General features: G+C 49.3%; 20 protein-coding genes. 11 read left to right on the top strand and 9 right to left on the bottom strand.

From position 1 onward, the window contains the following. Positions 1 to 26 precede the first annotated feature (26 nt). The 3 genes from F0L74_RS14930 to F0L74_RS14920 all read right to left on the bottom strand — a co-directional run bounded on the left by F0L74_RS14930 (position 27) and on the right by F0L74_RS14920 (position 5,361). On the bottom strand, positions 27 to 2,156 hold the full coding sequence (locus F0L74_RS14930) for a DUF4082 domain-containing protein (protein ID WP_188316011.1): 2,130 nt from the start codon (positions 2,154 to 2,156) through the stop codon (positions 27 to 29). A gap of 454 nt (positions 2,157 to 2,610) precedes the next feature. Next, the gene (locus F0L74_RS14925) at positions 2,611 to 3,474 is read right to left on the bottom strand and encodes an alpha/beta hydrolase (protein WP_149838642.1); all 864 of its coding nucleotides are present in this window, start codon (positions 3,472 to 3,474) and stop codon (positions 2,611 to 2,613) included. A gap of 54 nt (positions 3,475 to 3,528) precedes the next feature. After that, positions 3,529 to 5,361, bottom strand: a complete 1,833-nt coding sequence (locus F0L74_RS14920; protein WP_213086970.1) for a glycoside hydrolase family 9 protein — start codon at positions 5,359 to 5,361, stop codon at positions 3,529 to 3,531. Positions 5,362 to 5,454: 93 nt separating this feature from the next. On the opposite strand from F0L74_RS14920, the gene F0L74_RS14915 reads away from it, so the two are divergent. Continuing rightward, positions 5,455 to 6,357 carry an SAM hydrolase/SAM-dependent halogenase family protein gene (locus tag F0L74_RS14915; protein WP_149838641.1) on the top strand — a complete coding sequence of 301 codons (903 nt, stop codon included), beginning with the start codon at positions 5,455 to 5,457 and terminating at the stop codon, positions 6,355 to 6,357. Between the two features lie 43 nt (positions 6,358 to 6,400). Here F0L74_RS14915 and F0L74_RS14910 read toward each other — a convergent pair whose 3' ends face one another. Further along, on the bottom strand, positions 6,401 to 6,802 hold the full coding sequence (locus F0L74_RS14910; RefSeq protein ID WP_149838640.1) for a nuclear transport factor 2 family protein: 402 nt from the start codon (positions 6,800 to 6,802) through the stop codon (positions 6,401 to 6,403). Positions 6,803 to 6,954: 152 nt separating this feature from the next. Here F0L74_RS14910 and F0L74_RS14905 point away from each other — a divergent pair, with 152 nt between their 5' ends. From F0L74_RS14905 to F0L74_RS14890, 4 genes are all read left to right on the top strand, one after another. Then, on the top strand, positions 6,955 to 7,389 hold the full coding sequence (locus F0L74_RS14905; RefSeq protein ID WP_246197714.1) for a hypothetical protein: 435 nt from the start codon (positions 6,955 to 6,957) through the stop codon (positions 7,387 to 7,389). Positions 7,390 to 7,518: 129 nt separating this feature from the next. Further along, positions 7,519 to 8,067, top strand: a complete 549-nt coding sequence (locus F0L74_RS14900; RefSeq protein WP_149838639.1) for a DUF1640 domain-containing protein — start codon at positions 7,519 to 7,521, stop codon at positions 8,065 to 8,067. A 118-nt stretch (positions 8,068 to 8,185) separates the two neighbouring features. After that, on the top strand, positions 8,186 to 8,776 hold the full coding sequence (locus F0L74_RS14895) for a TetR/AcrR family transcriptional regulator (protein WP_188316010.1): 591 nt from the start codon (positions 8,186 to 8,188) through the stop codon (positions 8,774 to 8,776). A 30-nt stretch (positions 8,777 to 8,806) separates the two neighbouring features. Beyond that, positions 8,807 to 9,676 carry an alpha/beta fold hydrolase gene (locus F0L74_RS14890; protein WP_149838637.1) on the top strand — a complete coding sequence of 290 codons (870 nt, stop codon included), beginning with the start codon at positions 8,807 to 8,809 and terminating at the stop codon, positions 9,674 to 9,676. Positions 9,677 to 9,799: 123 nt separating this feature from the next. Here F0L74_RS14890 and F0L74_RS14885 read toward each other — a convergent pair whose 3' ends face one another. Beyond that, positions 9,800 to 10,225, bottom strand: a complete 426-nt coding sequence (locus tag F0L74_RS14885) for a hypothetical protein (protein ID WP_149838636.1) — start codon at positions 10,223 to 10,225, stop codon at positions 9,800 to 9,802. Positions 10,226 to 10,363: 138 nt separating this feature from the next. Between F0L74_RS14885 and F0L74_RS14880 the strand changes: the two genes are divergently transcribed. After that, complete coding sequence (locus tag F0L74_RS14880; protein ID WP_149838635.1) at positions 10,364 to 11,395, top strand: sugar phosphate isomerase/epimerase family protein; 1,032 nt, start codon at positions 10,364 to 10,366, stop codon at positions 11,393 to 11,395. Between the two features lie 146 nt (positions 11,396 to 11,541). Here F0L74_RS14880 and F0L74_RS14875 read toward each other — a convergent pair whose 3' ends face one another. Next, a complete protein-coding gene (locus F0L74_RS14875) occupies positions 11,542 to 12,330 on the bottom strand; it encodes a FecR family protein (RefSeq protein ID WP_149838634.1) in 789 nt (262 codons plus the stop codon). A gap of 75 nt (positions 12,331 to 12,405) precedes the next feature. Between F0L74_RS14875 and F0L74_RS14870 the strand changes: the two genes are divergently transcribed. After that, positions 12,406 to 13,584, top strand: a complete 1,179-nt coding sequence (locus F0L74_RS14870) for a proline dehydrogenase family protein (RefSeq protein WP_149838633.1) — start codon at positions 12,406 to 12,408, stop codon at positions 13,582 to 13,584. A 77-nt stretch (positions 13,585 to 13,661) separates the two neighbouring features. Here F0L74_RS14870 and F0L74_RS14865 read toward each other — a convergent pair whose 3' ends face one another. Both F0L74_RS14865 and F0L74_RS14860 read right to left on the bottom strand, forming a co-directional pair. Further along, positions 13,662 to 14,990 (bottom strand): RagB/SusD family nutrient uptake outer membrane protein, encoded by a 1,329-nt coding sequence (locus F0L74_RS14865; RefSeq protein ID WP_149838632.1) that lies wholly within the window; start codon positions 14,988 to 14,990, stop codon positions 13,662 to 13,664. A gap of 33 nt (positions 14,991 to 15,023) precedes the next feature. Beyond that, a complete protein-coding gene (locus F0L74_RS14860) occupies positions 15,024 to 17,999 on the bottom strand; it encodes a SusC/RagA family TonB-linked outer membrane protein (protein WP_149838631.1) in 2,976 nt (991 codons plus the stop codon). 308 nt (positions 18,000 to 18,307) lie between these two features. Here F0L74_RS14860 and F0L74_RS14855 point away from each other — a divergent pair, with 308 nt between their 5' ends. Next, the gene (locus F0L74_RS14855) at positions 18,308 to 19,102 is read left to right on the top strand and encodes a thymidylate synthase (RefSeq protein WP_149838630.1); all 795 of its coding nucleotides are present in this window, start codon (positions 18,308 to 18,310) and stop codon (positions 19,100 to 19,102) included. A gap of 34 nt (positions 19,103 to 19,136) precedes the next feature. Beyond that, entirely contained in the window at positions 19,137 to 19,634 is a 498-nt protein-coding gene (locus F0L74_RS14850) for a dihydrofolate reductase (RefSeq protein ID WP_213086969.1), read from the top strand. Between the two features lie 7 nt (positions 19,635 to 19,641). Here the strand turns inward: F0L74_RS14850 and dnaG are convergent, their stop codons facing one another. After that, positions 19,642 to 21,627, bottom strand: a complete 1,986-nt coding sequence (dnaG, locus tag F0L74_RS14845; protein WP_246197713.1) for a DNA primase — start codon at positions 21,625 to 21,627, stop codon at positions 19,642 to 19,644. 148 nt (positions 21,628 to 21,775) lie between these two features. Here dnaG and F0L74_RS14840 point away from each other — a divergent pair, with 148 nt between their 5' ends. Next, positions 21,776 to 22,588, top strand: a complete 813-nt coding sequence (locus F0L74_RS14840; protein WP_149838627.1) for a PKD domain-containing protein — start codon at positions 21,776 to 21,778, stop codon at positions 22,586 to 22,588. A 313-nt stretch (positions 22,589 to 22,901) separates the two neighbouring features. Further along, on the top strand, positions 22,902 to 26,654 hold the full coding sequence (locus tag F0L74_RS14835) for a PKD domain-containing protein (protein ID WP_149838626.1): 3,753 nt from the start codon (positions 22,902 to 22,904) through the stop codon (positions 26,652 to 26,654). The last annotated feature ends 163 nt before the right edge of the window (positions 26,655 to 26,817 follow it).

The raw sequence follows: 26,817 nt of genomic DNA, 5'->3' as shown, positions 1-26,817 counted from the left end.
GACCCTTTCCTTTTTATTATTAAGCGTTATTTTACCTTAATGATCTTAACTGTTTTCCGTGTAGCTCCCTGCAATACTTCTGTAAAGTAAGTGCCCGGCGCCAGCGATTGTCCGAACTGTAAGCTACCGTTGGGCGGCAGGCCCTGGTGGTGCTCCACAATACGTCCGTAACTATCCAGCACGTTCAATATGATCGTTTTATCATTGTTGCCGCTAGTGGTAGCCAGCTCAAAATAATCGGAACTAGGGTTAGGCATCACCTTCACGCTGAGGCCAGTGCCGGGAGGAGGGGTTTCGGCAGACGGTTTAAGCGCTTCCTTTACCTGTTCGCGCATACGGCCGTTGCCTTTACAGTTGATCGCTACTCCTTTAAGCACGGGCGTTACTTTGTTATCAGTGGTCTTAAGGGTTGCTTTATACTGGATAAAGCGGCTGTTAGCGGCCACGGATTCGCCCTGCGCGTTAATAGGCTTAAAAGAGGTCCAGCTGCCGTCATTTGGGTCTGCTGTATTACCGGTACTGATGGCCATGGAGATGGAGGTGCCGGCAGGCGTATCGCCATGCCAGGTTATTGCTCCCCAATCTGTAATGTCGCCGGCGTCGAATGCACGGGATGTAAAGCTGCCGGTGAGCGCATATGGCGCCACATGCATCCAGTCAATAGACAGGTTATTATCGCTGGACACGTAATCGCTCACCTGTATGAACATATTTGTCTTTACAGGCATGTTGATCACCGCGGCGGGTTTGGTATCGCCATCTATATAGAACTCGAAGCCGCCGGGATTCCATTTGATCTGGAAGCGGTGCTGTGCATCAAATAAGCGAGTGCCCAGGCTGATAGCGGTATTATTAGAGGCACGGGCATACAGGTTGCCGTCCGGCGCTGCTTCGCCCACCATTACCCAGGGACCGTTGTTAAATCCTTCATCAATAGAGAAGCCGATATTCTGGTAGTTCCCTTCTGTGAAAGTTGCGGCAAACTCGATAGATGATCCGGGCTCATAAGTGTTTTCAGAGAACATATGGGTACCGCTTACGGTGATCACACCTTTGTTGTTTACCGTAGTACCATCAGTATTGTAACGGGCGCCTTTCCAACCGGCAGGGATGGTAGTGAGCGCGCTGGCGAATTCCTCGCTTACCATTGGCTGTAAGGTTACGGCGCCATCGGCGGTGATAAGCGTGCCAACATCCGGCGTACCTGCATTCAGCTCTTCCGGCGCTTTGTCAATAGCACAAGGGGCTTCGGGCAGCTTAAAGCTTAAGGGTGGCGCGCCAATAGTAGGTTTTACTATTGTATTACCCGCAGCGTCTTTGGAAATGATGCGGAAATAATAAGTGATACCCGGCGTAAGCTTCGTGAGATGCAGGTTATGGGAGGTAGCCGGAGATGTTTCTTCCATATGCAGGGTAAGGCTGTCAGGGCTTACATCGTAACGTATGGCGGCATCTGCATTTTCGTTGGTGGTCCAGGTAACGGCCACAGATCCATCAGGATTAGGAGCGGTGTGTACGTTAGAGATCGCCGGTGGCAGCGTGTCCTTTACGGGCGCTGCCGCGGTGGCGTTGTCTGTGGTTGTGGGAGTAGCGGCTACAGGCGCGTTGGCATCCGGTATAAACAGCACATCCACCCAATAGTTATTGGAACCATAGTTATCGTCCGGGAATGTTGGCGCGTCCGCGTATTTGTACACACCGTTAGGGCCATCGTCTCCAGTGGCCAGGGCGCGCAGGGGGCCATTCACCACACCTTTTGTAAAGAAGGGATTGGTGCTGGCATAGTCACCGGGGCCGCTAAAATAGGCGGCTATGTAGGTGGTGCTGGCCTTTATTTCTATAGGTTTTTCAAATAGCACCTCTTTCCAGCCAATTGTACTGTCGCCGGTAAAAGCGGCTTCTCCCAGCTTAGTGCCGGTAGTATTCCACAGGTGTACCAGGTATTTACCACCTTTCGCAGCGCCTTTGTAAAAGCGAATGCCGTTTACCTGGCCATTCTGCGCAGAGCGGAACTTAACGCCCAGCTCAATGGGCATTCCGTCGTCCACAGCGGGTGCAGTGGGGGCATCTGTGGCCTGAAAAATGGTAGTGTCCCGGAGCGGTTTACCGCTTACAGGATTGTTGGCTGCAATTGTACTCTGAATGGAGAGAATCATCGAGGCAAAAAGCAAAACACTGAAATGCTTCCTGCAATCATAGGATAAGGATTTGCGTAACATGTTGCTAAATAGCGCTTTAAAATAAAGATTACGGTTTCTGGAGGCGGCAAAATACAAACAAAAAATTTAAAATTTAATAAAAATGATTATATGTTAATAACCAATGGAATAAGCGGGGTGAAATGCAGGGGAATGTCCGGAATGATTGGTAGTGGTTCATTCCGGGCGGTAAATTGGCTGGTGGCGCCAACGGTTAGTGCGGATAACGGGTTGTGCGGAGGCTGGGCGCGCTAATGCTGCGGCACCAGACCTCCCGGGATCAGGATAATGTTCAGCAGGCGTAGCAATATGATATCTGCCCTCCATATGTTGGGGATGCTGACAGTCTTACATGTTTATTGAAATGTTACTACATATACGGATTGCCGAATTAGCGCTCCCGCTGTTTATTTTAATGTTTGGGTGAGATGTTACTATCCGCCAGCCAGTTGGTCAGCAATGGCGGCCAGGCCTTGAGGGACTGCAAGGTAGAACGGTAACCCATATTAAAGGCATGGCTGCCATTGGCGAATACATGTGCTTCTACCGGTACTTTGGCGGCCCGGTACCGTTGTAACAGGTTTACAATAGGTACGGAGCAACATTCATCATCATTAGCCGCAATCAGGAATGCGCGGGGCGCATCTGCCGGTACCTGCTCCGGTACACCCAGCGGACCGGGATATACCAGTATCTGAAAATCAGGTTTGCCGTTCAGGCGATCCACCGGATCCGGGGCATTAGGATCACCCGCGCCAGACTGGTAGGCCACCTGGGCTACTACTTCCCCGCCTGCAGAAAATCCCCAGATGCCCACGCGGCTGGGATCAATATTCCATTGGGTGGCATGGCTGCGCACCAGGCGCATGGCGCGGTAGGCATCTTGTTTTACCTCTTTTTCCAGGCTGTAGGTGGAGTCTTCGCGGAACAGGCGGTATTTGAGGATAATAGCAGCAACGCCTATACTGTTGAGGAAACGCGCCGGCTCTACGCCTTCCGCTGTATATACCAGCAGGCGGTGCCCGCCACCGGGACAAATGAGTACTGCAGCGCCCGTGGCTTTCTCTTTTGGCGGCAGATATACTGTAATGGACGGGTTGTGGATGTTCTTTACCCAATAATCTTTGGCTTGTTCCGGCTCATTGCGGCGGTTTTCATAGCCAGGCGCGCCATTGGGCCATAAGGGGATAACGCGGCCGGTATCCTGCGCTATAGCTGGTATAATGGCCAGTAACGGCAGGCAAACGTGGAAAAGGTACCTGATAAACGTGCGCATATTAGTTTTTTGAGTGGTAAACTTTGCTGTTTTGTTTTTCTTCCGGCAACGATCTTATTCTCCCAGCGCCACGGCCAACAGATACCAGGCCGCATGTGGCAACCACTGCTCTGCCCATCGCCAGTCATAATCTTTGCCGGTAGTGGCATAGGAAAGATTGAAGTCGATATCCTCTTCATCATTCAGGCCGGAGGTAATGCCATTTACAATACCACCGGGCGCATTGGTGTATTCAAAAGTGCCAAAGAAGCCATAGGCCGGGTTGTTATGTCCGGCGCCCTGGAGCATACAAGCGTCATAAGGATTGAGGCCGAGGATCCAGTTCAGCTGGTCCAGCGCAAAACTTTCGAGCTTGTCATGCAAGGACTTATCGTTTTTGAAAAGGGATGCGGCCATCCGTGCCGCGCTGGCCATAGAGGCTATCCTTGCATTTTCTCCCTGCCACCACGGGGCGGTTTCCGTGCCGTGCGGGAAGAAGAAGGCGCTGTGGCGATTCCCTGCTGTATCCTGTACCAGCTGGCGGCTGTAACCGAAGGGATTGTTCACTTCGTGCGTGATGCCCAGTTCAAATGTAAGCGATTGTTTCAGCACTTCACGTATATGGTCTTTTGCCACATCGTCCGCAATATCGTAGTAGCCGACCAGGCTTACAATGGGGAAACCCGCATCTGCCGCATGGAAGAAAGGACGGTCCTTATCGTCTGCCCGCCAGTAATTGTGATAGTTTTTCCAGGAAATAAGGCGGTTCATGAGCTGCGTTGCTCTTTTGTCCGCGGCTGTTTTGTACCCGGTTTTTTTTGTGGCTTTGTATAATTCTGTAGCAGCGGCCAATGCGCAATAGTCATCCACAATATTCTCTTTACCATCATTGGTCATGGAGGGATTATTCTGTTCCAGGAAAGCAAAAGCATCTTCTGCCGCGCGCAGGTAGTCTGCATTACTGTACTCGCCGGAGGTATCGTAGGTAGCGGCCATGGCCAGGGCCGCAATAGCGATGCCGCCGCCGGAACGGTAACTGGCCTGGTAACTTTTCCAGTCGTCTGCCGCCGTTTTTTTATTGGCTGCCTGGTTGGCGGATTGTTTGATGCTGTAACCTTTTTCCTCTCCATGTATTACACGGTCCTTTGCTAGCTTGCCGGGGCCGGGCGCAGATACGGAGCGGTAGAAGGAGCCTGTTGCGGGATGTACACGGGCCAGGAAATCTGCTCCATACATGGCTTCATCCAGTAAGCGGCGGTTGTACTGCCGATAGTCTGTGCCGCTCTTTTTATGTAACAGGGCGTATGTTTTTAACAGGCTCCATACTGTAAGGGAGATCTGCTGCGGATTGAAGTATGTAGAGAAGCTGAGGTGGGAGAGGTGTTTGCCGTAATCGCCGGTAGCATCATACCAGCCGCCATGGGCGTCTATCGTATCAGTGGTCCGTCCCTCCAGCAGGAGGCGCCCGTCTGCTTTATCCAGCAGGCCGGAGCTGCGTTGTCCTTTAAAGTAGTAGATCACATCGGAGATAGTGGCTTGTTCCAATACGTTCCTGCCTATCGTGAATGGATAGGACAGGATGGTTTTCCCATCAGCCGTTACCTGTAGCTTGTAGGCGCCGGGAGTGTTATATGCGCTGAAGTCCATGTTCCAGAAAACCCAGTTCTTCCATTTTTGCACCGGCTGAGGCGATGTTAGCTTACCGTTATATACGACTTTACCGGTAGCGGCGTTTACTAGCTGAAAACTGTTGATGGCAGGCCGGTGATCTCCCACGATCACGGCTTTTTTAGCTTTGCCGCTTTCATAACCTATATGGTTGGTAACGATCTTAATGGACTGGGCGGATAAAAGGAAAGGGAGCATTAACAGGATAAAAATGAGTCTGCTGCAGTACTGATAGTACATAAGAGTTATGTTTGGCTGATGTGCAGAAATTTACTCATAAATAACGGTAAATTGTAATTTTATACTTTCAGTCATCACCTATATTATTCTCTTATGTCGGCTACTGTAAAAAAATTATTATGGCTATTGTTGTTTGCACTGGCGGCAGACCGGCTGTATGCACAGAATAAGATCGTTGTTTTCCAGTCGGACTTTGGATTAAAGGATGGCGCCGTATCTGCCATGAAAGGTGTGGCCAATGGGGTATCTGACGCATTAAAACTGTATGACGTTACCCATGAGATACCGCCTTATAACATATGGGAGGCCGCATACCGGCTGGAGCAGACCATACCGTACTGGCCTAAAGGAACGGTGTTTGTATCTGTAGTAGACCCGGGCGTGGGCACTCAGCGCAAGTCCGTGGTGCTGAAAACAAAAGCAGGGCATTTTATTGTAACACCGGATAATGGCACCCTTACCCTGATAGCACAATCAGAAGGCATTGAGGCCATACGTGAAATAGACGAAGCGGTGAACCGGCGGAAAGACTCCCGCGCATCCTATACTTTTCATGGCCGGGATGTGTACGCCTATACCGGCGCCAGGCTGGCGGCCGGCGTTATCACATTTGAGCAGGTAGGGCCTGCATTGCCGGATACTGTGGTAACGATCTCCCATCAACCGGCAATACTGGAGGGGAACACCCTTAAAGGCACGATTGCCATACTGGATGTGCAGTATGGTAACCTGTGGACCAATATCCCGGCAGATCTGTTTAAGCAGCTTAATATTCCCGCGGGCGGCCGCCTGCAGGTAACGCTTTATCATAAAGGGAAGCAGGTGTACAGTGGTAGCATACCTTATGCGCACACTTTTGGCGATGTGCCGGAAGGGCAGCCCCTGGCTTACCTGAACAGCCTGATGCAGCTGTCCTTTGCGCTGAATATGGGAAGCTTTGCCGGCAAGTACCATATTGAAAGCGGGAATGACTGGAGCGTAACTGTAAAAAAATAAAGTGATAGCCTGTACCGGGAAGGTACAGGCTATACGTAGGTTGCTAGTTGGTCTTACCCCAGAATGTATCTTCCTGTTCCGGATCCTGTACATGGATCCTGGCCTCAATGATCTTTCCATCGGCTACCGTGTAGACGTCGATATTATCCGTATCGAGCGTAGCGCCAGGGCGGGTAGCCTTAAAGTGCAGCACACAGGCCGCGCTGTTGCCGTTCACTGCCAGTAATTTGATATCCGTTAAGGCCAGCGTATTTTCCGATACCTGGAACATACCGCCCACCATCTGGAATACTTCCATGCAGTTCTGTTTTACGCCGGAAAAACGGTGGTTGCCGGGCTGATGCCATTTTACATCCGGGTGGAGCAGGGCGGCTAGTTTTTCCTGGTTCATTTGCTGTACGGCGGTCACAAATTCGCTGACTACCTGTAATGTTTGCTTTTCCATATCTGTAATTTTGTTGTTGTATGGTGCAAAGCTATTGTTGTTCAAGGGGGTAGGAGTTACCGGCAGGCGCCATTCCCTTACCATTTTACGACAACCGGGTTTTGGGAAATGACAGGTAGGTACAATGTGCGCCTTTTTATATTTTTGCGCTTATGGAGCAAGATACCCTCACACAAACCGCTACCGCCAATACGCCTGGCAATATGTACAGTATTCCTGTTGGATACCGGCGCATGGAGAACCTGCATATTGTTTTCTGGCTGCTGAAAGACATTAGCTGGTGCCTGATATGGAAACCTTTGGGCATTATCATGATCTTCCCTACGCTGATCATATCTATCATTATTGCCTGGCGTACCCGCCAGTTTGTATCGGAGCTTTGCCATAATGTGGCCATTACTGTATGGATCACAGCTAACTCTTACTGGATGATCAGTGAGTTCCTGCATTTTGATGCGCTGACCATTACCGGCGATATTACCTATAAACACCTGGCGGTGATCCCGTTCACGATGGGAGTGTTGATACTGGCTTATTACTATCTGATCTATAAACCCATGCATAAAAATGAGATCGAAACGATGTAAGAAACGTCGAATTGAAGAATCGATTTTCACTGTGAATATGGGGTGATTTTGTTTTAAAAAATATGGAGAGGTTTTTGAAAATCGCTAATTATTTGGGTATTTTAGCAGTAAATCAAAACTGTTAACCGAATGAGATCAAAAGCATTGGAAGTATTTAAAATACTGGAAGGGTCGTATGGCGCAACGGATGCACGAACGATCATTGAATATGTAGAAAACACAGACATTATGGCAATTGAAAGAGTACTTAACGGTAAATTGGATCATCTGGCCACAAAGCGGGATGTGGAAGCATTGCGGAGGGAGTTTTTATCGTCCGGAGAGAACACTAAGAATGAATTTAAGGCGATAAGGGAGGAGGTGGCAGCATTCAAGGAGGAAGTAAAAAACGAATTTAAGGCGATAAGGGAAGAGGTGGCAGCATTCAAGGAGGAAGTAAAAAACGAATTTAAGGCAGTGAGAGAGGAAGCGACATTATTCAAGGAGGAAGTGAGGAATGAATTTAAGGCGGTAAGGGAGGAAGCAGCATTATTCAAAGAGGAAATGAGGAATGAGTTTAAGACGGTTAGAAGTGAGATGTCACATAACAAAGCTGATCTTATGAAATGGATGTTCGTTTTCTGGGCTGGCCAGTTAATTGCCACATTTAGTTTTATCCTGCTGTTTATAAAGAAATAGTTACCCACGTTTCCCCGTCAACCCATTATTCTTTCCCCTTATTAACATATACCCCTAAAAAATTTCCGTGCCGGAAATTTATTTGTTATTTAAAACCGATCGGTCTAATTTTATGCCTATGAAGAAATCCGAACGGACCCGGCAACTTATCGTGGAAAAAGCGGCCCCTATATTTAACAGCAAGGGAGTGGCGGGCACCTCCATCAGCGATATTATGGAGGCCACCCAACTGGCTAAGGGCGGCGTATACGGCAACTTCTCCACCAAAGACGAAATCCTCATTGCTGCATTTGACCATATTGCAGAGAACCTGAAGGCAAAGCTGGCAGGTATTACCGCCCCTGTGCCCACTTTCCGGGGAAAGTTTGAGGCGCTGTTCGATTTTTATATTGACAATGCTACGCAACCCTTTATGGACGGCGGCTGTCCAATCCTCAATTTTGGCGCAGACGCTGATGATACCCATCCGGAGTTGCGGGACCGGGTGAGCGAGCTGATTGCCTATTTCCAGAACAGGATCGTACAGCTGGTCAACGCTGGCAAGGCGGGCGGGGAGTTCCAGGAAGATTGGAATGCGGAATATTTTGCAGTAAAGATGTTCACCATGCTGGAAGGCGCTGTGCTGGTATGCAGGATGCATAACAGCAATAAACAGATGAAGGCGGTGGTGAGCATGCTGAAAGACGAAATGGAACATTACACGATCTGATCTTTTTTATTCAATAAACTAATTGATTGTATGCAAAGTCAGGTATTGCCATTCTCCCTTAGAGTTTCTGCTTTTATGTTATCCCGGTTAGGGAAGCCTTTTCCGGGGTTAACGGCCCGTATGTTCCTTTCCATGTACAGCACTCCTCCCAAAAGAAAACTACGGGACTCGCACCTGGCAGTAAGGGAACATGCAGTACTAGAAAAGGCGGCCTTTAGCCGGTATCCTTTTGACGACCGGCCGTTGACCCTTAGTATCTATCGCTGGGGGCAATCCGACAAAAAGATATTGCTACTGCACGGCTGGGGCGGGAGCCCGTTTGACTTTAGACAGATGATCACCGCGCTGACCGCTGCCGGTTATGAAGTGATCACTTTTGATGCGCCGGCACATGGCGCCTCACAGGGCAGGAAGACCAACCTCATACAATGGATGCACATCATAGAGCAGCTGCTGCAACGTACCGGCCCTGTACATGCCATAATAGGCCATTCGCTGGGCGGGCTTAGCGCTGCGCTTACGCTGGTACATAAAAAAGTACGGGTACCCCGGCTGGTAATGGTTAGCGCGGCTGTGAGCGCGCCTGTATTCTTTGGCGAGACCTTCCAAATATTTGGCATACCGGAAAAAGTGATGCCTAAAGTGCAACAGCTTGTTATCAGGCGATTAAAGCAGGACCTATTGCAATTGGATCTTTTTCAACATATTGACCAGATAAAGGCAGACCACATAATGGTGGCATATGATGAGACCGACAGTATCGTACGGGAGCAGCAGATAGATAGCTTTCTGCAGCAATACCCCGCTATAACGCCGTTAAAGATCAAAGGGGAGGGGCATTTCCGTATTATGAAGGATCCGCGGGTGATTGAGGGCGTGCTGGAATTTATCGGGAAATAGGGCGTAAAGGGGGCTTAAGCCGCTGGATCTGCAGCTGACCGACGCAGAATAAGATATAAAGAATAATGCCTGTAACTCACTGCCTTTGCAGTTTGTTACAGGCATTATTGTATGTAGCAATCGTTATCTGCCAAAGCTATAAAAGAGATCGGTGGGCCAGGGCGTTTCGGTATGCCCCTGCAGTTTTAACTGGTTGCCTTCCAGGGTAGTGATCGTGAGGCTGTCGTTACCAAATACAAAACGCTCATCTGTAGATGTCACCAATTTCTTATTGCCATCCAGCAGTTTATAATATACCGTATCCAGCAGGGCATTTTTTACCTGGTAAATTTTATGAGCAGTGGTATCAAATGTCCAGTTATTACTGTCTGCCGCATAGTTCAATGTGTCTTTTACCACTATGTTTCCCTGTTTATAGTTCCTTATCAGGGTGATAAAGTTCCATTTGCCTGCAATGGCTACATTAGCGGGAGGTGCATCTTCATCTTTTTTACAGGCAAAAAATAAGGCTATACCAGCCATCAATGGCAATATTCGGTTCAGTTTCATAGGTAATAGAATTATTGGATACTATGCAAGATAGTAAATATTATTAAATTAGATAATACCTATTAAACGGTGATTAAAGGAATGATATTGTAGCGTATATTTTGTATTTTGTTTTTATTTAACCCGAAATCCACGTAAATGACTACATCAAAAAATCGCCGGGAGTTCCTTCGTCAATTAGGCATGTATACCATGGGCATGGGTATGTTGCCAACCGTATTGGCTGCCTGTGGTGGCAATGGCCCTTCATCCGGACAACCAGGTACTGATAGTACCGCTGCAGATACCACTGCTGGTAAAGCTACCGCGGCTGGCCTGTTTTTTAAGATCTCGCTGGCGGAATGGTCATTCCACCGGGCTTTGTTTGCCGGAAAAATGAACCATCTTGATTTTCCTGCCAGGGCTAAGAACGAGTTTGGTATCGATGGGGTAGAATATGTGAACCAGTTCTTTAAAGATAAGGCAAAGGATAAGGCTTACCTGACCGACCTGAAAAAACGTTGTGACGACAACGGTGTACACAGTGTACTGATCATGTGCGACGGGGAAGGGGAAATGGGTGACCAGGATGCGAAGAAACGTGCGCAGGCAATAGAAAACCACTATAAGTGGGTGGAAGCGGCGCAGTTCCTGGGATGCCACGCCATCCGCGTAAATGCAGCAGGTGAGGGTAAACCGGAAGACGTGGCAAAGGCCGTGGAAGATTCGCTCTCTAAATTATCCGCATTTGGTAAAGATCACAATATCAATGTGATCGTGGAGAACCATGGTGGTATTTCTTCTGATGGCGGATGGCTGTCGAACGTTATGAAAACGGTGAATATGCCTAACTGTGGTACCCTGCCGGACTTTGGTAATTTTTGCCTGAACCGTACTAAACCAGAGAGCAATACACCGGAGGGCTGGGCCAAAACCAAATGCCTGGAGGAGTATGACCGTTATAAAGGCGTGCAGGAGCTAATGCCTTTTGCCAAAGGCGTAAGCGCTAAGACCTATGGTTTTGACGCCAATGGCAACTGCGTGGAGACAGATTATAGCAAGATGCTGAAGATCGTTAAAGATGCGGGTTATACCGGCCATATTGGTATTGAATATGAAGGCCAGGATCTGTCTGAGGAAGAAGGTATCCGTAAGACCAAAGAGCTGTTGCTGAGAGCAGGGATGATTTAATGTGCTGATGCGTTGATTTGTCAATAGAGGCTATATAACGTAAACTGATAAAAGCCCAAGGCGGTATGATACCAGCCTTGGGCTTTTTATTATCATTTGCTTATTTCTTTATTATTAGCACATTGGCACATTAGCACATTAGCACATTATTTGATCTCTACTTCCCCATCCTTTATTTTATAATCCAGTCCTTTAGGTTTTACTAAGGCATCCAGCACCTGTTGCAGGGTTTTATCTTTAAAACTTGCTGAGATGTTCTGTATCGCGGACACATCTGTGTTTACGGTGATGGTAACGGCATACCAGTCTTCCAGCTGGCGCATGGCGGTCATAAATGGCTGGTCCCTGAATTGCAGGTCGCCCTGTAGCCAGGTCTCCAGCTCCGCCGGTTCGTAGGTTTCCTTTTCCATCAGGTCTATCTCCTTGTTGGCCAGTACCATTTGACCACGTTCCAGTATTTCCGGCTGGTTGTCTGTATCGGAATGGTAGGTTTTGGCTACCCTTACCTTGCCATTCAACAGGTAAGCGGTAGCGCCAGGCTGCGCCGCAAAGGACCGTACCCTGAAGGCGGTACCCAGGGCTGTGACGGTGAGTTTATCTGTTTTTACGATAAAGGGCTGTGCGTTGCCGTTAAAAGCGGCATCAAAATAGCCTTCTCCGTCCAGGATCAGCTCCCGGGTTTGCTGCGGGTAGCCGGCAGGTACCAACAGGCGGGAGCCGCCATTCAGCATGACGATACTGCTATCTGCCAGTACCACCCGTTTGCGCTGGCCCAACTGGCCTTCGAAAATGGTATAGGTAAAGCGGCTGTCCTGCAGGCCAGCAACCAGGTTATTGGCTGGCCTGGCTGGTTCTTTACATTGTATTAACCCAACTGCTATCAGTAGCAGGCATATTAGTGGGGCGTTGTATTGCATCCGGATCTTGCTTAACATGACATTTTTACTGGAAACATTAAAAATAAACAGATTTTTGTTAAAACAATGGCAGCCCCTTAACTTTGCGGCCCTATGGAAAAGCAGCTACCATTATCATTTGATAATACCGCCATTGCATTTGAGCATAGAACAGATAAAGCGCTTAAAAAAGCCGATTTCCTGTTCAGCAACATAGGTAAGCCATGGCTGGTGAAGCTGGGTGCCTTTTTTACGCCGCTGGCCTTTAAATTGAAGCTTCCTGTTAAGGGGTTGATAAAGCATACCATTTTCCAACAGTTCTGCGGGGGAGAGAACCTGCAGGAGGCAGCGCAAACCGCGCATACCCTGGGTAAGTTCCATGTAGGCGCGGTGCTGGACTATGGCGTAGAGGCGATGGAGGGGGAAGAGAACTATGACCACGCTGTGCCGGAGTTTATCCGCGCTACAGAATATGCCGCGGGCAATCCCAATATCCCTTTTATTGCCATTAAAGTAACGGGTTTTGCCCGTTTTGAGCTGCTGGAGAAGATACATCGCCGGGAAACGCTGGATACAGCCGAGAAAGCGGAGTTTGACAGGGTACGTGGCCGTATACAGGCGATCTCTGAGGCATGCGCCCGTCATAAGATAGGGTTATTGATAGATGCGGAAGAATCCTGGATACAGCAGCCGGTAGATGATCTGGCAGATGAGATGATGCGGCTGTTCAACAAGGGTACTGTGATCGTATATAATACCTTCCAGCTGTACCGGCATGACCGCCTGGTATTCCTGCAGGATTCTTTTGAGAAAGCGCAGCAGCAAGGTTACCTGCTGGGGGCCAAGCTGGTGCGCGGCGCTTATATGGAAAAAGAGCGTAAACGCGCAGAGGAACTGAATTACCCTTCTCCCATACAACCGGACAAAGCCGCTACGGATACAGACTATAACGCCGCCGTAAAATTTTGTATGGACCGTCTGGACCAAATGGCCGTAGTGATAGGCACGCATAATGAGCAAAGCTGTATGCTGGCGGCCAGCCTGCTGGATCAGAAAGGACTGCCGCACCAGCATCCGCATGTAAGCTTTTCCCAGCTGCTGGGCATGAGCGATAATATTACGTTTAACCTGGCGCATGCGGGGTACCATGTATCCAAATACCTGCCTTATGGGCCGGTAAAGGATGTAATGCCTTACCTGATACGCCGGGCGCAGGAGAATACTTCCATTGCGGGGCAGATGGGCCGGGAATTAGGACTGATCAGAAAAGAGCTGAAGCGCAGGGCTGTATAAAGCGGCGTTTTACATAGAGTATTTATAAAAAAAGCCGGTTACAGTACATACTGTAACCGGCTTTTTTATGGCTTTGATCAATTATTCTCGGTCTGCGGTATCGGGAATTCTTCCCATACATCATCACCCGGCCTGTCTTTAGGCAATTCGCCTAACCGGCCATAGCGGCGCATATCTACCCAGCGGTGCCCTTCAAAGAACAGGGAATAGCGGCGTTGCTGCAGCATTTCTGTTAAAAGGGCGGCTTGTGTAAGAGCGCCGGTATAGGCAGGAAGGTTATGGGCGATGCGTATGCGGTTAAGCGCTACAATGGCATCCGGGAAAGCGTTGGTCTGTATTTTGGCCTCCGCATAGATCAGGACCAGCTCTTCATTACGGATAATAGGTATAGGCGCGGAGTTGCTGGTATATACCCATGCATCGCGGTTGCTGGTCAGGCCATTTTGGGTGGCGGAAGCATTACGCAGGGTAGCTTTTGCAATCCTGTCGTCGCCGGGGGCGATATCTGTTGCGTAAGAAGGATGTGCCAGGCGGATCTCGCCACTTTGGTTCTGCGGTACAAAGAGTGGATTCAACTGATCGTTACTATTGGTGGAAAATGAGTTGTAAAAGCCAGCGGAGGTACTGCCGTTCAGGTCAAAGAACGAAGCGTTCAACGCAGTAAGCGCTGCAGCCCACTGTTGGCGGTATACGGCCACCCTGGCGGCTAAGGCGCGGTTAAAACGGATCAGGCCTGCGGCGGTCAAAGCATTGTCTGGTGCTTCCCGTGCCAGATCAAACCCTGATGCCAGCGGAAAAGCTATTTCTGCCCCGGTAAGATCCGCTTGTCCCTGGTCCAGCATTTGTGCGATGGCCTCGAGCGCAGGTGTTTTCTCCACAAAAGGTCCCAGGTTTTTATAATCCGCCACATCCACACGTATGCCATTCTCATCTGTCATATTCAGGTTCAGCAGCAGCTGATAGGCCATGATAGTATGGGCTATGCCAAGGTAACCTTTGCGTACCGGTTCTGTAATAGTGGTTGCGTTTTGTGCGCCTTCTATCAGCAGGTAGCCCTGGCGCACGGTGCGGTAACGTGATGCCCATGGATTGGTGATATAAAAGGTATTATTATCCAGCGTAGAGGCGCCACCGCCCAGCAATTCTATCGTATAACGCGGTTCAGAGCCGGCAAAACGGTAGATCTCCCGTCCCACAACGCCTACCACCTCCAGATAGGTACCCAGGTTAAAACGCATACCGGATTCCAGGCCCGTTACGAGGTTGTCCAGCTCTCCTTTGGTAGGATTAACTGTGATCAGGCTTGCATCCGGCGTATTCAGGTTGGGAATATCGCCTTTCTGACAAGCGCCTAAAACCAGTAGCAGGCTTGCCAGCTTAATATATTTGGTGATGTTATGTTTCATAAAGAATCAGTTTAAAACTAAGGGTTAGATTAATCAGAAGTCAACGCCTACGTGCAGGCTCATACGTTTAGAAGCCGGGAAGGGCGTTACATCCACACCGGTAGAAATACCGTTGCTACCCCTGCTGGTAGTAGTGTTGATGGTATTGCTGCCAAAGTTGGATACTTCCGGGTCATACCCTACATAATCTGTCCAGGTGAACCAGTTGTTGGCGGAAACGCCTACGCGCACGGCTCTCAGGAACTTGTTATTGGGCACGGGAATGTTGTAGTACAGGCCTATTTCGCGCACCCTTACATAGCCGGCATCCTGTACAAAGATTGAAGCGCTGCCGGAGCCCAGGCGTTCGGGGCCGTCTTTAACGCCGTTACCATTTTTGTCATCGTCAAAATCAGGACTGGTACCGCCAATGTCTGTGAGGTAACGGGTAAGGTTGATGTTATCGCCGCCTTTTTTCCAGTGGATGAGGAAGCGCAGGCTCAGGTTGTTAAACACCTGCACTTCGTTAAAAAAGCTCATCTGGAATTTAGGCTCAGAGTTGCCCAGGGCTACGAACACGTTGGTGGTAGGATCACGCGGGTCAGGAATGCTGCCTTTGATCTGGGTAGCGGGTTGCCCCTGCTCCAGGAAGAAGGTGGCCAGTGAGTTACCAAAGGCGCCCAGTGCAAAGGGATCAATGGAAAGCTTGGTCACCAGGGAGCGGTTTCGCCACCAGTTGATGTTGGAGGTCCACCTTATGTTTTTGGCATTGATGGGTACCAGGCTAAGGCCCAGCTCTATACCGCGGTTACGGAGATCGCCGGCGTTGGCCCACTCTGCGGTGAAACCGGTAGAAGGGGAGGGTGCGCGGCGCAGCAGCAGGTCATTGATCTTTTTGTTATAATAGGTAGCTTCCAGGCTTACGCGGCCATCCAGCACGGCAATATCAATACCTGTTTCGAACTCAGATTGCTTTTCCGGTCTAATATCCGGGTTACCCAGCTGGTTATCGATCAGCGAGCCGGGGAAACCGCCTGTGTTGGAGCCAATCAGCTGTGTGAATTTACTGCCGTATGGCGGTACGTTACCGGATTGGCCAAAGGCGGCGCGCAGTTTCAGGCTGTTAATGGCGGACATGTGCCAGAAGGCCATTTTAGCCAGGTTCCAGGAAACGGCGCCTTTAGGATATACATAATATTTCTTGTAATCACCGTTGTTGGTGGAACGGTCAAAACGTATACCGCCGGCCAGGGTAAAGGCGTCCATGATCACGATCTCTTCCTGTGCAAAAATGCCGTTGTCGCGGTATTTCTGCCGGAACTGCCTGGCGGTGGTGGCGCCAGCCTGGTCTAAGTTGGTTTGTGTACCTATCAGCTGTGTACTGGTCACGAGAATGTTCTCAAAATTGCCCGTTTCCAGGGTAGCGCCTATCGTGGTATTAAAGCTTAATTTACTGGAGGGGTTAAAGTTATTGATCAGATAACCGTTCAGGTTAGTGTTCAGGTTATTGGTAGAGCCCTGTATAGATGCGCCCTTGAGTGCTGCCATGAACTGCAGGGAGGCGGGGAAGATGGCGGCTGTTTTAAGGTTGTAATAATCCACACCGGCGTTCATTACCACGCGGGTAGTGGTCTTATCATTCTGTTGCAGGCGGGCATCCAGTTTTATGCCGGTGGTGAAACGGTTAACAGCTTCATTATTCGTCATTTTATCCCTTGTTTCCAGGAAGTTGGATGCAGAGTAGTTGTTTGGTTTGTAGTTACCCAGTTCATCCTTGTGAAGATCTGTAAAACCAGGGGTGAAAGCCAGTGCAACACCGTAGGTAACACTGTTGTTATCGTTATTGGTAAGGCCACGGTCAGCGCTGGAATTTACGTAGTTGGTAGTAATACCTACGCTTATGCGGTCATTAATACGGTGGTCTATATTCAACCGTAATGAGCTGTTAAGATAGCCGGTATTTTTAATGATACCGTCTTCTGCCCGGCGGTTGGCGGAGAAGTAAAAAGTAGTTTTTTCAGAACCACCGCTCACGCTCAGATTTGTATTTAATACCAATCCGGTTTCACCATAGAGCTCTTTTTCATAATCGTAGATCTTGCCGGCTGCCTGGGCTGCCAAAAACTCTGCCTGCTGGGGTGCGCCATATGTTTCCAGGGCTGTTTCCGAGGTGAAAACACGCTGGCCTAACAAGTGGCGTACTTTTACGAAGCCGGTTTCCTGGTTAACGCTGATGTTAGTACGGCCGGTCTTACCCCGTTTGGTGGTGATCAGCACCACGCCCGCGGCAGCTTTGGAACCGTATAATGCAGCCGCGGAGGCGCCCTTCAGGATCTCTATGCTTTCAATATCCGCAGGGTTAAGGTCCGCAATACGGCTGGAGGGATTGTCCTGGTTATTAGGGTTACCGGCAGATGCGGCGGCGGTGATATCATTCAGGCCAGCTGGCACGGCCACACTGTTCACAAAAATACCGTCTATTACATACAGCGGCTGTGAGTTACTAAATACAGAAGTGATACCCCTCATCTTTACGGAGATACCGCCACCGGGAGCGCCGGAGTTAGCGGTGATCTGGGCGCCGGGGATCTTGCCGCTCAGTGCCGCGTCAAAGGTCTGAGCGGGTGCGGTGCCGGCCAGGTCCCTGGCAGAGATGGTGGCTACGGCATTGGCCAGGTTACTTCTTTTAACTGTGGTGGCGAGGCCGGTCACCACTACTTCATCCAGGCGGGCAAAATCCTCTTCCATGGCAATGTTTACCGTACCGCTGCCGGCGGATGCGGTCTTTGTTTTATAACCGGTGAAGGAGAAAGTAAGTTGAGTGCTGCCCGAAGGAACGGCAATGGTATACCTGCCGTCCGCATCGGAAATAGTACCCCTGTTTGTGTTGGCCACCCGCACGGTAACGCCGGGTATGGGCTTGCCAAAACTGGCATCTGTTACCCTGCCTGTAACGTTTTGCTGGGCGTACAACATATACGTGCTGCATATCAATAGCAACACCATAAGTGTAGATTTAGATAGAAACATAGATTGTGTTTTTTGGGTGATAGTCTGTGTTTAGTTCAGAGGTTTTTTGGTAAAGGCATATAGTTTTGATGCAGTATTAAGGTTGATAAAATAGCTTTGCTACACATGGAACTTATCTTAACGTGGTGGTTCCCTCTATTCCGCGACGGTTTTGGTTGTATCACAGATTACGAAATTTCCACGTCATAACCACATTTTTTGTTTGAAGAAATAATGTTATATTTTTTGCCCTCTTTATCATGATAAACGCGGATACACGGCAGGTAGCCTCCCAATAATTCCCAACAATTTTGTTACTTTGCCCCCATATGGAACAGTACCTTCACTTACTACAGCATATACTCGATCATGGGGCTACCAAAACAGACCGTACCGGTACCGGTACTACCAGCTGCTTTGGCTATCAAATGCGTTTTAACCTGCAGGAGGGCTTTCCGCTGGTAACGACCAAGAAACTGCACCTGAAGTCTATTATCTATGAGCTGTTATGGTTCCTGAAGGGCGATACCAACACAGCCTATCTGAAGGAACATGGCGTGAGCATATGGGATGAGTGGGCAGACGCCAACGGCGACCTGGGCCCCGTATATGGCAAACAATGGCGGAGCTGGGAAACACGTGACGGGAAGTTGATAGACCAGATCAGCGAAGCCGTGAAACAGATAAAAAACAACCCGGATTCCCGGCGTATCATTGTAAGCGCCTGGAATGTGGGCGAGCTGCCGGAAATGGCCCTGAGCCCATGTCACTGCCTGTTCCAGTTCTATGTAGCCAATGGCCGCTTAAGCTGCCTGTTATACCAGCGGAGCGCTGACGTGTTCCTGGGCGTGCCTTTTAATATTGCTTCCTATGCGCTGCTTACGATGATGATGGCGCAGGTATGCGGCCTGGAAGCCGGCGAGTTTATACACAGCTTTGGCGACGTGCATTTATATAACAACCATGTAGAGCAGGCCAAACTGCAGTTGACCCGCACGCCATACCCGATGCCGGTAATGAAGATCAACCCGGATGTAAAGGATATCTTTGGATTCCGGTTTGAGGATTTTGAGCTGCAGAACTACCAGTTCCATCCGGCTATTAAGGCGCCCGTGGCGGTGTAGCACATTCTACCATTAACCACCCGAAATCCAGTTAATGATCATTTCTATCATTGTAGCGGCGTCTGAGAATAACGTAATAGGCCGGGAGAAGGAATTGCCCTGGCGGTTATCAACAGACTTAAAATATTTCAAGCAAACTACGCTGGGCAAACCCATTATTATGGGGCGTAAAACCTTTGAATCCCTGGGCAAGCCATTGCCCAACCGTCCTAATATCGTGGTTACGCGCCAGGCGGATTATGGCCAGGATGGTATTATTGTTACCAGTTCCCTGACAGACGCCATTACCGCTGCTGCGGCTTTTAATATGGGGGAGATATTTATTACCGGTGGATCAGAGATCTTTTCACAGGCATTACAGGCATCGCTGGTGCAAAGGATCTATATTACCAGGGTGCATGCCACGGTAGAAGGGGATACCTACTTTCCTGTTTTTGATAAGGATCAATGGCAGCTGGTCAGCAGCGAGCCACACGCCGCCGATGAGAAAAATCAATATGCCTTTACTTTTGAGGTGTACGAACGCCGATAGCAGCACATCAGCGGAATATCACGGTTCCAATCCCCTGTGTTAGCTCCATTTCCAGCTGTTTCAGGTGCTGGTGCACTTCTATACATTTCATCTGTACGTCAAAGGTATCTGCCTTCTCCATTTCCTGCTGGTTTTCCAGAATGAGCTTCTTTATTTTACGCAGTATCAGATAATTGGTGGTGCTGATGGTGTCTTTGAGATAGGCATTGTCGCCGTATACGGTGTCTATTTCAAAACGCTCTTTCCAGTTCACGCTCAGGTCTGCTTCCTTGTCTTCCAGGATCAGCGCCGTGTTTTTAGAAATATCAGGGTCCTGGTGGTACAGGAACCATTTGCGGTCAGGTGTATTGCCGCCATCATAGAGGGATTTATATTCACGCAGTATTTTCTTCACTATTTCACTGTCTGCCAGGGACTCAAAATCATAAGGCAGGTGAAATACATAGTCTGCCACTGTATTATGGTCTTCTTCGCTGAACTGCATATCGCCAAAGCGCAGCAGGATCTTCACCAGTTCTTTTTCCTGCTTCTCATCCGTAGAGAAAACAACTTCCACGCCGGTTTCCATGGCTTCCATGGCGGCAATGGCCTCATCGCTCAGGGCGTTATCATCATCCGGCGGGGCGTTCCTGGCCAGCTGCTGTTCCCGTTTCTGCAGGCGTTCCCGGATAAATTTGTTCACCAGCATGATGAGGCCCTGCTCATCGATCTTTAAAAGCTGGCTGCACTGGCGTATATAATCTTGTTGACGGGTGAAGTCCTCTACCTTATCTATCTTGGAGATGGTTTCCGCGATCTCGTTCACCAGCTGGCTTTTGCGGGTGCTGTCGTTACCGGCTTCCTGCATGGAGGTCTGCAGCTTAAACAGTACAAAGTCTTGTTTATTATCTGCCACAAACTGCCGGAAAGCGGGAGCGCCTATCTTCTGCACATAGCTGTCCGGGTCTTCTTTGTCCGGTATCAGTACCAGCTTCACATTCAGTCCCTCTTCTACGGCCATATCCAGGCCACGCAGGGCTGCTTTTACGCCCGCGTTATCCCCATCAAACAGGATGGTGAGGTTGTTGGTATATTTCTTTATCAGCCGCAGCTGGTCTACTGTAAGGGAAGTGCCACTGGACGCCACTACGTTCTCAATACCTGCCTGGTGCAGGGAGATCACATCCGTATATCCTTCTACCAGCAGGCATTCATTCAGCCGGTCTATGGAATGGCGGGCAAAGTAGGTGCCATACAGCACCTTATGTTTTACATAGATCTCATTTTCCGGGGAGTTAATGTATTTGGGCGCCCGGTCATTTTTGACCAATATACGGGCTCCAAAACCCAATACTTTGCCGGATTGGTTATGGATCGGGAAGATCACCCGGCCGCGGTAGTTATCTGCCGGCTGCTCATTACGGATGGCAACCAGGCCGGTCTTTTGCAGGTAATCCAGGTTATAACCTTTAGATAAGGCTGTTCTGGCAAAGGTATCCCGTTCGTTGCTGCAGTAACCCAGCTGGAATTTCTGGATGGTTTCTTTGGTAAAACCGCGCTCTTCAAAGTACGCGAGGCCTACATTCTGGCCTTCTTCCGATTCCAGGAGGTTATGGGAAAAGTATTCGCGGGCGAAATTATTAATGATAAACAGGCTGTCTGCCAGCTGCTGTTGCTGCTTTACCTCTGCGCTAACCTCTTTCTCCTCAATCTCTACATTATATTTCTGGGCCAGCCAGCGCAGGGCTTCCACATAGGAATACTTTTCATGCTCCATGATGAAGCTGATAGTATTACCGCTGGCCCCGCAGCCGAAGCATTTGTAGATCTCTTTACTGGGGGAAACCGTAAAGGACGGACTTTTTTCGTTATGGAAGGGGCAGAGGCCCAGGTAATTGGTGCCTCTTTTCTTCAATTTTACGAAAGAGCCTACTATCTCCACAATGTCAATGCGGCTCAGGATCTGTTGTATGGTATGTTGTGCAATCACGGTTTTTGGAAAAGCAAACTGCAAACATAGGTAATTTACAGATTTTTTGCGGCGAAGGCTTTGCCAGCCTTGTATCCGTATTTTTATATTATTGTTTTTAATTAATTTTAATAATTTTACATATTAATGTTTATATCTTTACATAGATTATTCACCTATACCTCCCGAGTACATGAAAAGATTTTTAATGCTGTTTGCAGGCATGTGTCTGGCGCTTACTGCTGTGAAGGCGCAGAGTCAGAGTTTTGATTTGAAGATCCTGGCTTCCGATACTGTCGGATGTGCGCCAAAAAAGATCTCATTTGATGTAAAATCATCTGCCGAGCTATCCGTGATCGATTGGCTGTGGGAGTTTGGTGATGGTGGTACCGCTTCCGGCCCTCAACCTACCCATACATTTAATACGCCCGGTCACTATGTGGTGCGTTTAACCATGGTACTACCCGCCGGGGCTACTTCCATGAAGGTGTTCAGCTACCAGGAGATAGACATTCTGCCTATCCTGGATCTGGGTATCCTACACCCGTTGTGCAGCAATTATTGTCCGATCATTTCCAACACCGCTATGGCGGAGGGGCACCATGACCCAGGATGGTATCTGTGGAGCACGGGGGATACGACCAGTACCCTGCGCGCCTGTAGCCCGGGCACTTATTCCGTTACCTATAATGTATGCGGACAAACCCTGCGCGATACTACGGTGGTGATAGGCAGGGTAAGTGAGACCCTGGCCCAGATCTCCTATACCTGGCTGTGCAGCAGGCAGGTAGACCTGGCCGTAACGCCTGCTTATGAGAATGTACCATACCGTTTGTGGCTGAACTGGGGTGATGGTTCTTCCCAGACCCTGATGGACCGCGACCGTCATATCCTGAATTTTGACCATGAATATGCCATTTCCGGCGACTATACGATAGAGGTGCACATGGAGTATCAGAACAGCTGTTCTGATGTGGTAACGCGGAAGGTGACAGTGCGTCAGTAACGTCTTTTCCTATGCCAACATACTATTGAGTGAGTGGCGAGGGGTGAGCAACGGACCGGTTTGGTCATGTTGCCCACCCTTCGCCTTTTATGGGAGTGATGTTATATTAACTAGCAAGGATCATCCTTGGGAAAAGCAAGGAGAGTGCAATCTGAAATGGATATGAGGTGGGGATGAGGTGGACTTGATCCGGGGTAGGAGCGGGTGAAAATAACATCAGACTGACCGTACACATATATTAATACTCTTGTATTTATTTAATTAGCTAATTTTACCCGGTTTTTTATTTTCCTCACCCTATACCCATGAGTACATGAAAAGATGTTTACTATTGTTTGTTTTTATTTTTGCCCGCCATCTTTTATCCGCCCAGGATATTAAGGCTGATTTCAGTTACGATAAAACGGTTGGTTGCGGTCCGCTGACGGTAACTTTCCAGGACCTAAGCACCGGTCCGGCCAATATTGTAGCCTGGAAATGGAACTTTGGCGACGGCGATTCTTCTTTTGTAGCCAACCCGGTGCATACGTATAGCCAGAAGGGGCAGTTTACCGTTACGCTTACCGTGCGGGATGCCAGTGGCAACGTGGCTAGTAATGAGTACCGGTACCCGCAAAAAAAGGTAGTGGTGCTGCCGGTGTTGAATATTGGTGATGAGTACCTGGTTTGCACTATGTATGACGCTAATAATAAAGTAACGCTGGCCAATAAGGCGGCGGCGCCGTATGCGTCTGCTATGGGGCATTATGAGTGGTCTACGGGGGATACGACGGCCAGTATCAATGTGAATACCGCAGGGGAGTACCGGGTAAGTTATGATGTGTGCGGACAGAGTTTGCGGGATACGGCGAATGTGTCTGTAGCCAGTAGTGCAATACAGGCAAGCTACCGGAAGCAGGCGCAAGGATGGGAATATGGTTACTATCGTATGATCGTATCCTGGACTTATCCCTTTGCTAGTAAAGCCGTTGATAGTGTGCGCATAAACTGGGGCGATGGGCAATGGAATTCCTATGAAAGTTATGAATCCCCTTCTGCTGTTTATGCCCATAATTATACCGCTCCCAATGGAGGAACCTACCGGGTTAGCATTGATCTGATATCAAAGGAACCAAATGGTCTTTGTGATACTGCAATAGTCATTCCTAACTTAATAGTACCGGAGACACAAGTAAGGCTGGATCTTGGTCCGGATACTATTTCTATATACCGGGGTGACACGTTGGTATTGGATGCAGGCAACCCTGGCGCGACTTATTATTGGAGCCCTCTGGGAACCAGCCAAACCTTTAAGGTAACTGAGCAAGGTCATTACGGGGTGGCTGTATATAAGGGGCCGGATATGAATGTAGATAGCATATTTGTCCGTGTCATCGATCGCCCCACCAAACCGGATGCCCACATTGGTATCCTGCAGCGGGAGTGCAAAACAATATATTTTGCGGACAGTTCTATCGTACATCCGGATTACCCGGTTACCAAACGGTACTGGGTATATGGCGATGGCAGCAATACCAACGACACGGCCAGTATGCCAGTACATAGCTACCTCCAGGATGGTCAATACAATGTGACCCTGATGGTGGGTAATAGCAAGGGAGAATGGGATACCGCGTACCAGCAGGTGACGATCAGCTCTCCTCCGCCGTATGTGAACCTGGGAAAGGATACCATCCTCTGGGGGCAGAGTGTGACGCTGGGTAGCAGTAACCCACAGGGCGCACAATTTACCTATTTGTGGTCCACAGGGGATACCACCCGTACCAAAACGGTATCTGCAGAAGGTACTTATTCGGTTACGGTGACCAACCAGGCTTGTGGCACCAGTGCTGCAGATACTATCCGGGTATTTGCATCCGCCAGGCATTTAGATGCAGGTTTTACATCTGAACGGATTGCCTGCCGCACTATACAGTTCACAGATACCAGCAGCGTTTCCGGGGCCTATATAGCGCAGTGGCGCTGGACTTTTGGCGACGGTACCACGGATACGGTGCCTAACCCGGCGCATACTTATACGCAGGCGGGCACCTATCACGTAACACTGAAGGTGACAGATAACATCGGCAATATAGATACGACTTATAATTTCGCTACATTGGAAGCTGCGCCTGAAGTATACCTGGGACCAGATATTGATACGCTTAAACCAGGCCATACTATTGCGATAAACGCTCCTTACAGGGCTGCTTACAGCTACCTCTGGTCTACCGGAGATACCACCCACTTTACGTTAGTGGATGAACCGGGTACATATTGGGTGAGGGTAACGGATCGCTTCTGCGGTACCAGCAGTTCAGATACCATTGTCGTATCACGTCCTGGCACCAGTTATAGCCTCCAAGCCGGCTTTGTTCTTCAACGAACAGCTTGCCGGAGCTTCCAGTTCACTGATACCACAAAAATAACAGGCGCCCACATCGTCAAATGGAACTGGCAGTTTGGAGATGGCGCTACGGATACAACGCAAAACCCTGCGCATACCTATGGCTATGATGGTCCATTTGGCATCATACTGCGGGTAACGGACAACCTGGGCAACCGGGATACTGCTTACGCCCTGATTGATGGCCAGGGAGCGCCTTTTGTAAATCTTGGGCCCGATATCAATACGCTGCGAAGCGGCAAAACTGTTCAGCTGGGCACTTATAATCCCGAAGGGCTTGGTTATGATTATCGCTGGTCTACCGGTGATACCATCCGTGTGATCAACGTTTCGCAGCCGGGTACTTACTGGGTGAAGGTAACAGACCGGTTTTGTGGTAACAGCGCTTCCGATACGATTGTAGTAACCCGGCAGGATAATACTGAAACACTGGAGGCTGATTTCCTGATCAAACAGACAGCCTGCCGTCAATACCTATTCACGGACTGGAGTACGGTAAATGGCGCCTCCATTACGCAATGGTACTGGCAGTTTGGCGATAATAAGACCGATACCCTTCCTAATCCGGTACATACGTACAGCCAGCCAGGCCAATACTCCATAACATTACGGATAACAGATAATCTGGGCAGACAGGATACCGTTGTAAAATCAGTCACCATCATTGGAGCGCCAATCGCGGACCTTGGCCCGGATATTGATTCGCTGACAGTTGGTGGTTCTGTGATGCTGGGATCTTATTTAGCGCCAATGGCTTCTTACCAATATCTCTGGTCTACGCAGGACACCACCCGTACGATCACGGTTACACAACCAGGTACTTATTGGGTAAAGATAACAGACCGGTACTGCGGCACCAGCGCCTCGGATACCATTGTAATGAGCGGCCAGCCTGCAACCGGTACAGATATAACGGGCGCTATAAACGCTGACGAAGACTTTACGATAAATGCGCAGTTCAACCATCCGTTCAACAGTAATAACGTATTCACCGTGCAGTTGCTGAAAGGCAGCGACGCCGGCGGCAGGGTTACCGGCGAAACACCCGGCGATATCCTGAACATTGCCACTATAGCCGGCACCAGCCAACATCCTGCGCTACAGGTGAGTATACCGGATACGGTGCCCTGTGGCCAGCATTATCAGCTCCGCATTGTGAGCAGCTCACCGGCGGATACTACTGGCTGGTCATCTGGCTTTGCGATACAGAACACGCCGCAGGCAACCATCCGTCAGCAGGGCGACAGCCTTTTTGCAGGCAAGGCGCTTACCTACCAATGGTATTTGAATGGCACGGCCATTGCCAATGCGGTGCAACCGTCTATCCGGGCCAAGGCCAACGGCCAGTATTATGTGATAGTAAGCAATGGCGAAAGCTGCCGCAGCACATCTGCCACGCTGAATATGATCATTACCGCTGTGCCGGAGATCACCCTGGAACAAAATGTGGTACGCGCGTTCCCGAACCCCACACCGGGCATTGTATACCTGCGTTTTGCGAAACCGCTGTTAAAAGCAGTGGATATTGTGGTGCTGGATAACAACGGCAATATAGTGTACCGCAGGCATACGCAGGATCAAACGGGCGAGATTGACCTGTCTGCACAGCCTAAAGGCGTGTACTATGTAACCATCACCGGTTACGGCAGGCAAAAAGCCATGCGGATCGTAGTGCAGTAAGTATTAAAGCAATATAAAAAGGTGGAAAGCAGGCCTGGCAACAGGTTTGTTTTCCACCTTTTGCTTTTGGCAATATTGGCTGAAAGCTGACATCCCGGCGCAGGTATTGGCCAACGGTTAATCACTCAATTTCCCCTATATTTGGTGATCAAGCCAAACAATC

The sequence above is a fragment of the Chitinophaga agrisoli genome (assembly GCF_008386695.1).
In the GTDB taxonomy this organism is placed as follows: domain Bacteria; phylum Bacteroidota; class Bacteroidia; order Chitinophagales; family Chitinophagaceae; genus Chitinophaga; species Chitinophaga agrisoli.
This window is presented reverse-complemented; position numbering and strand designations above follow the sequence as displayed.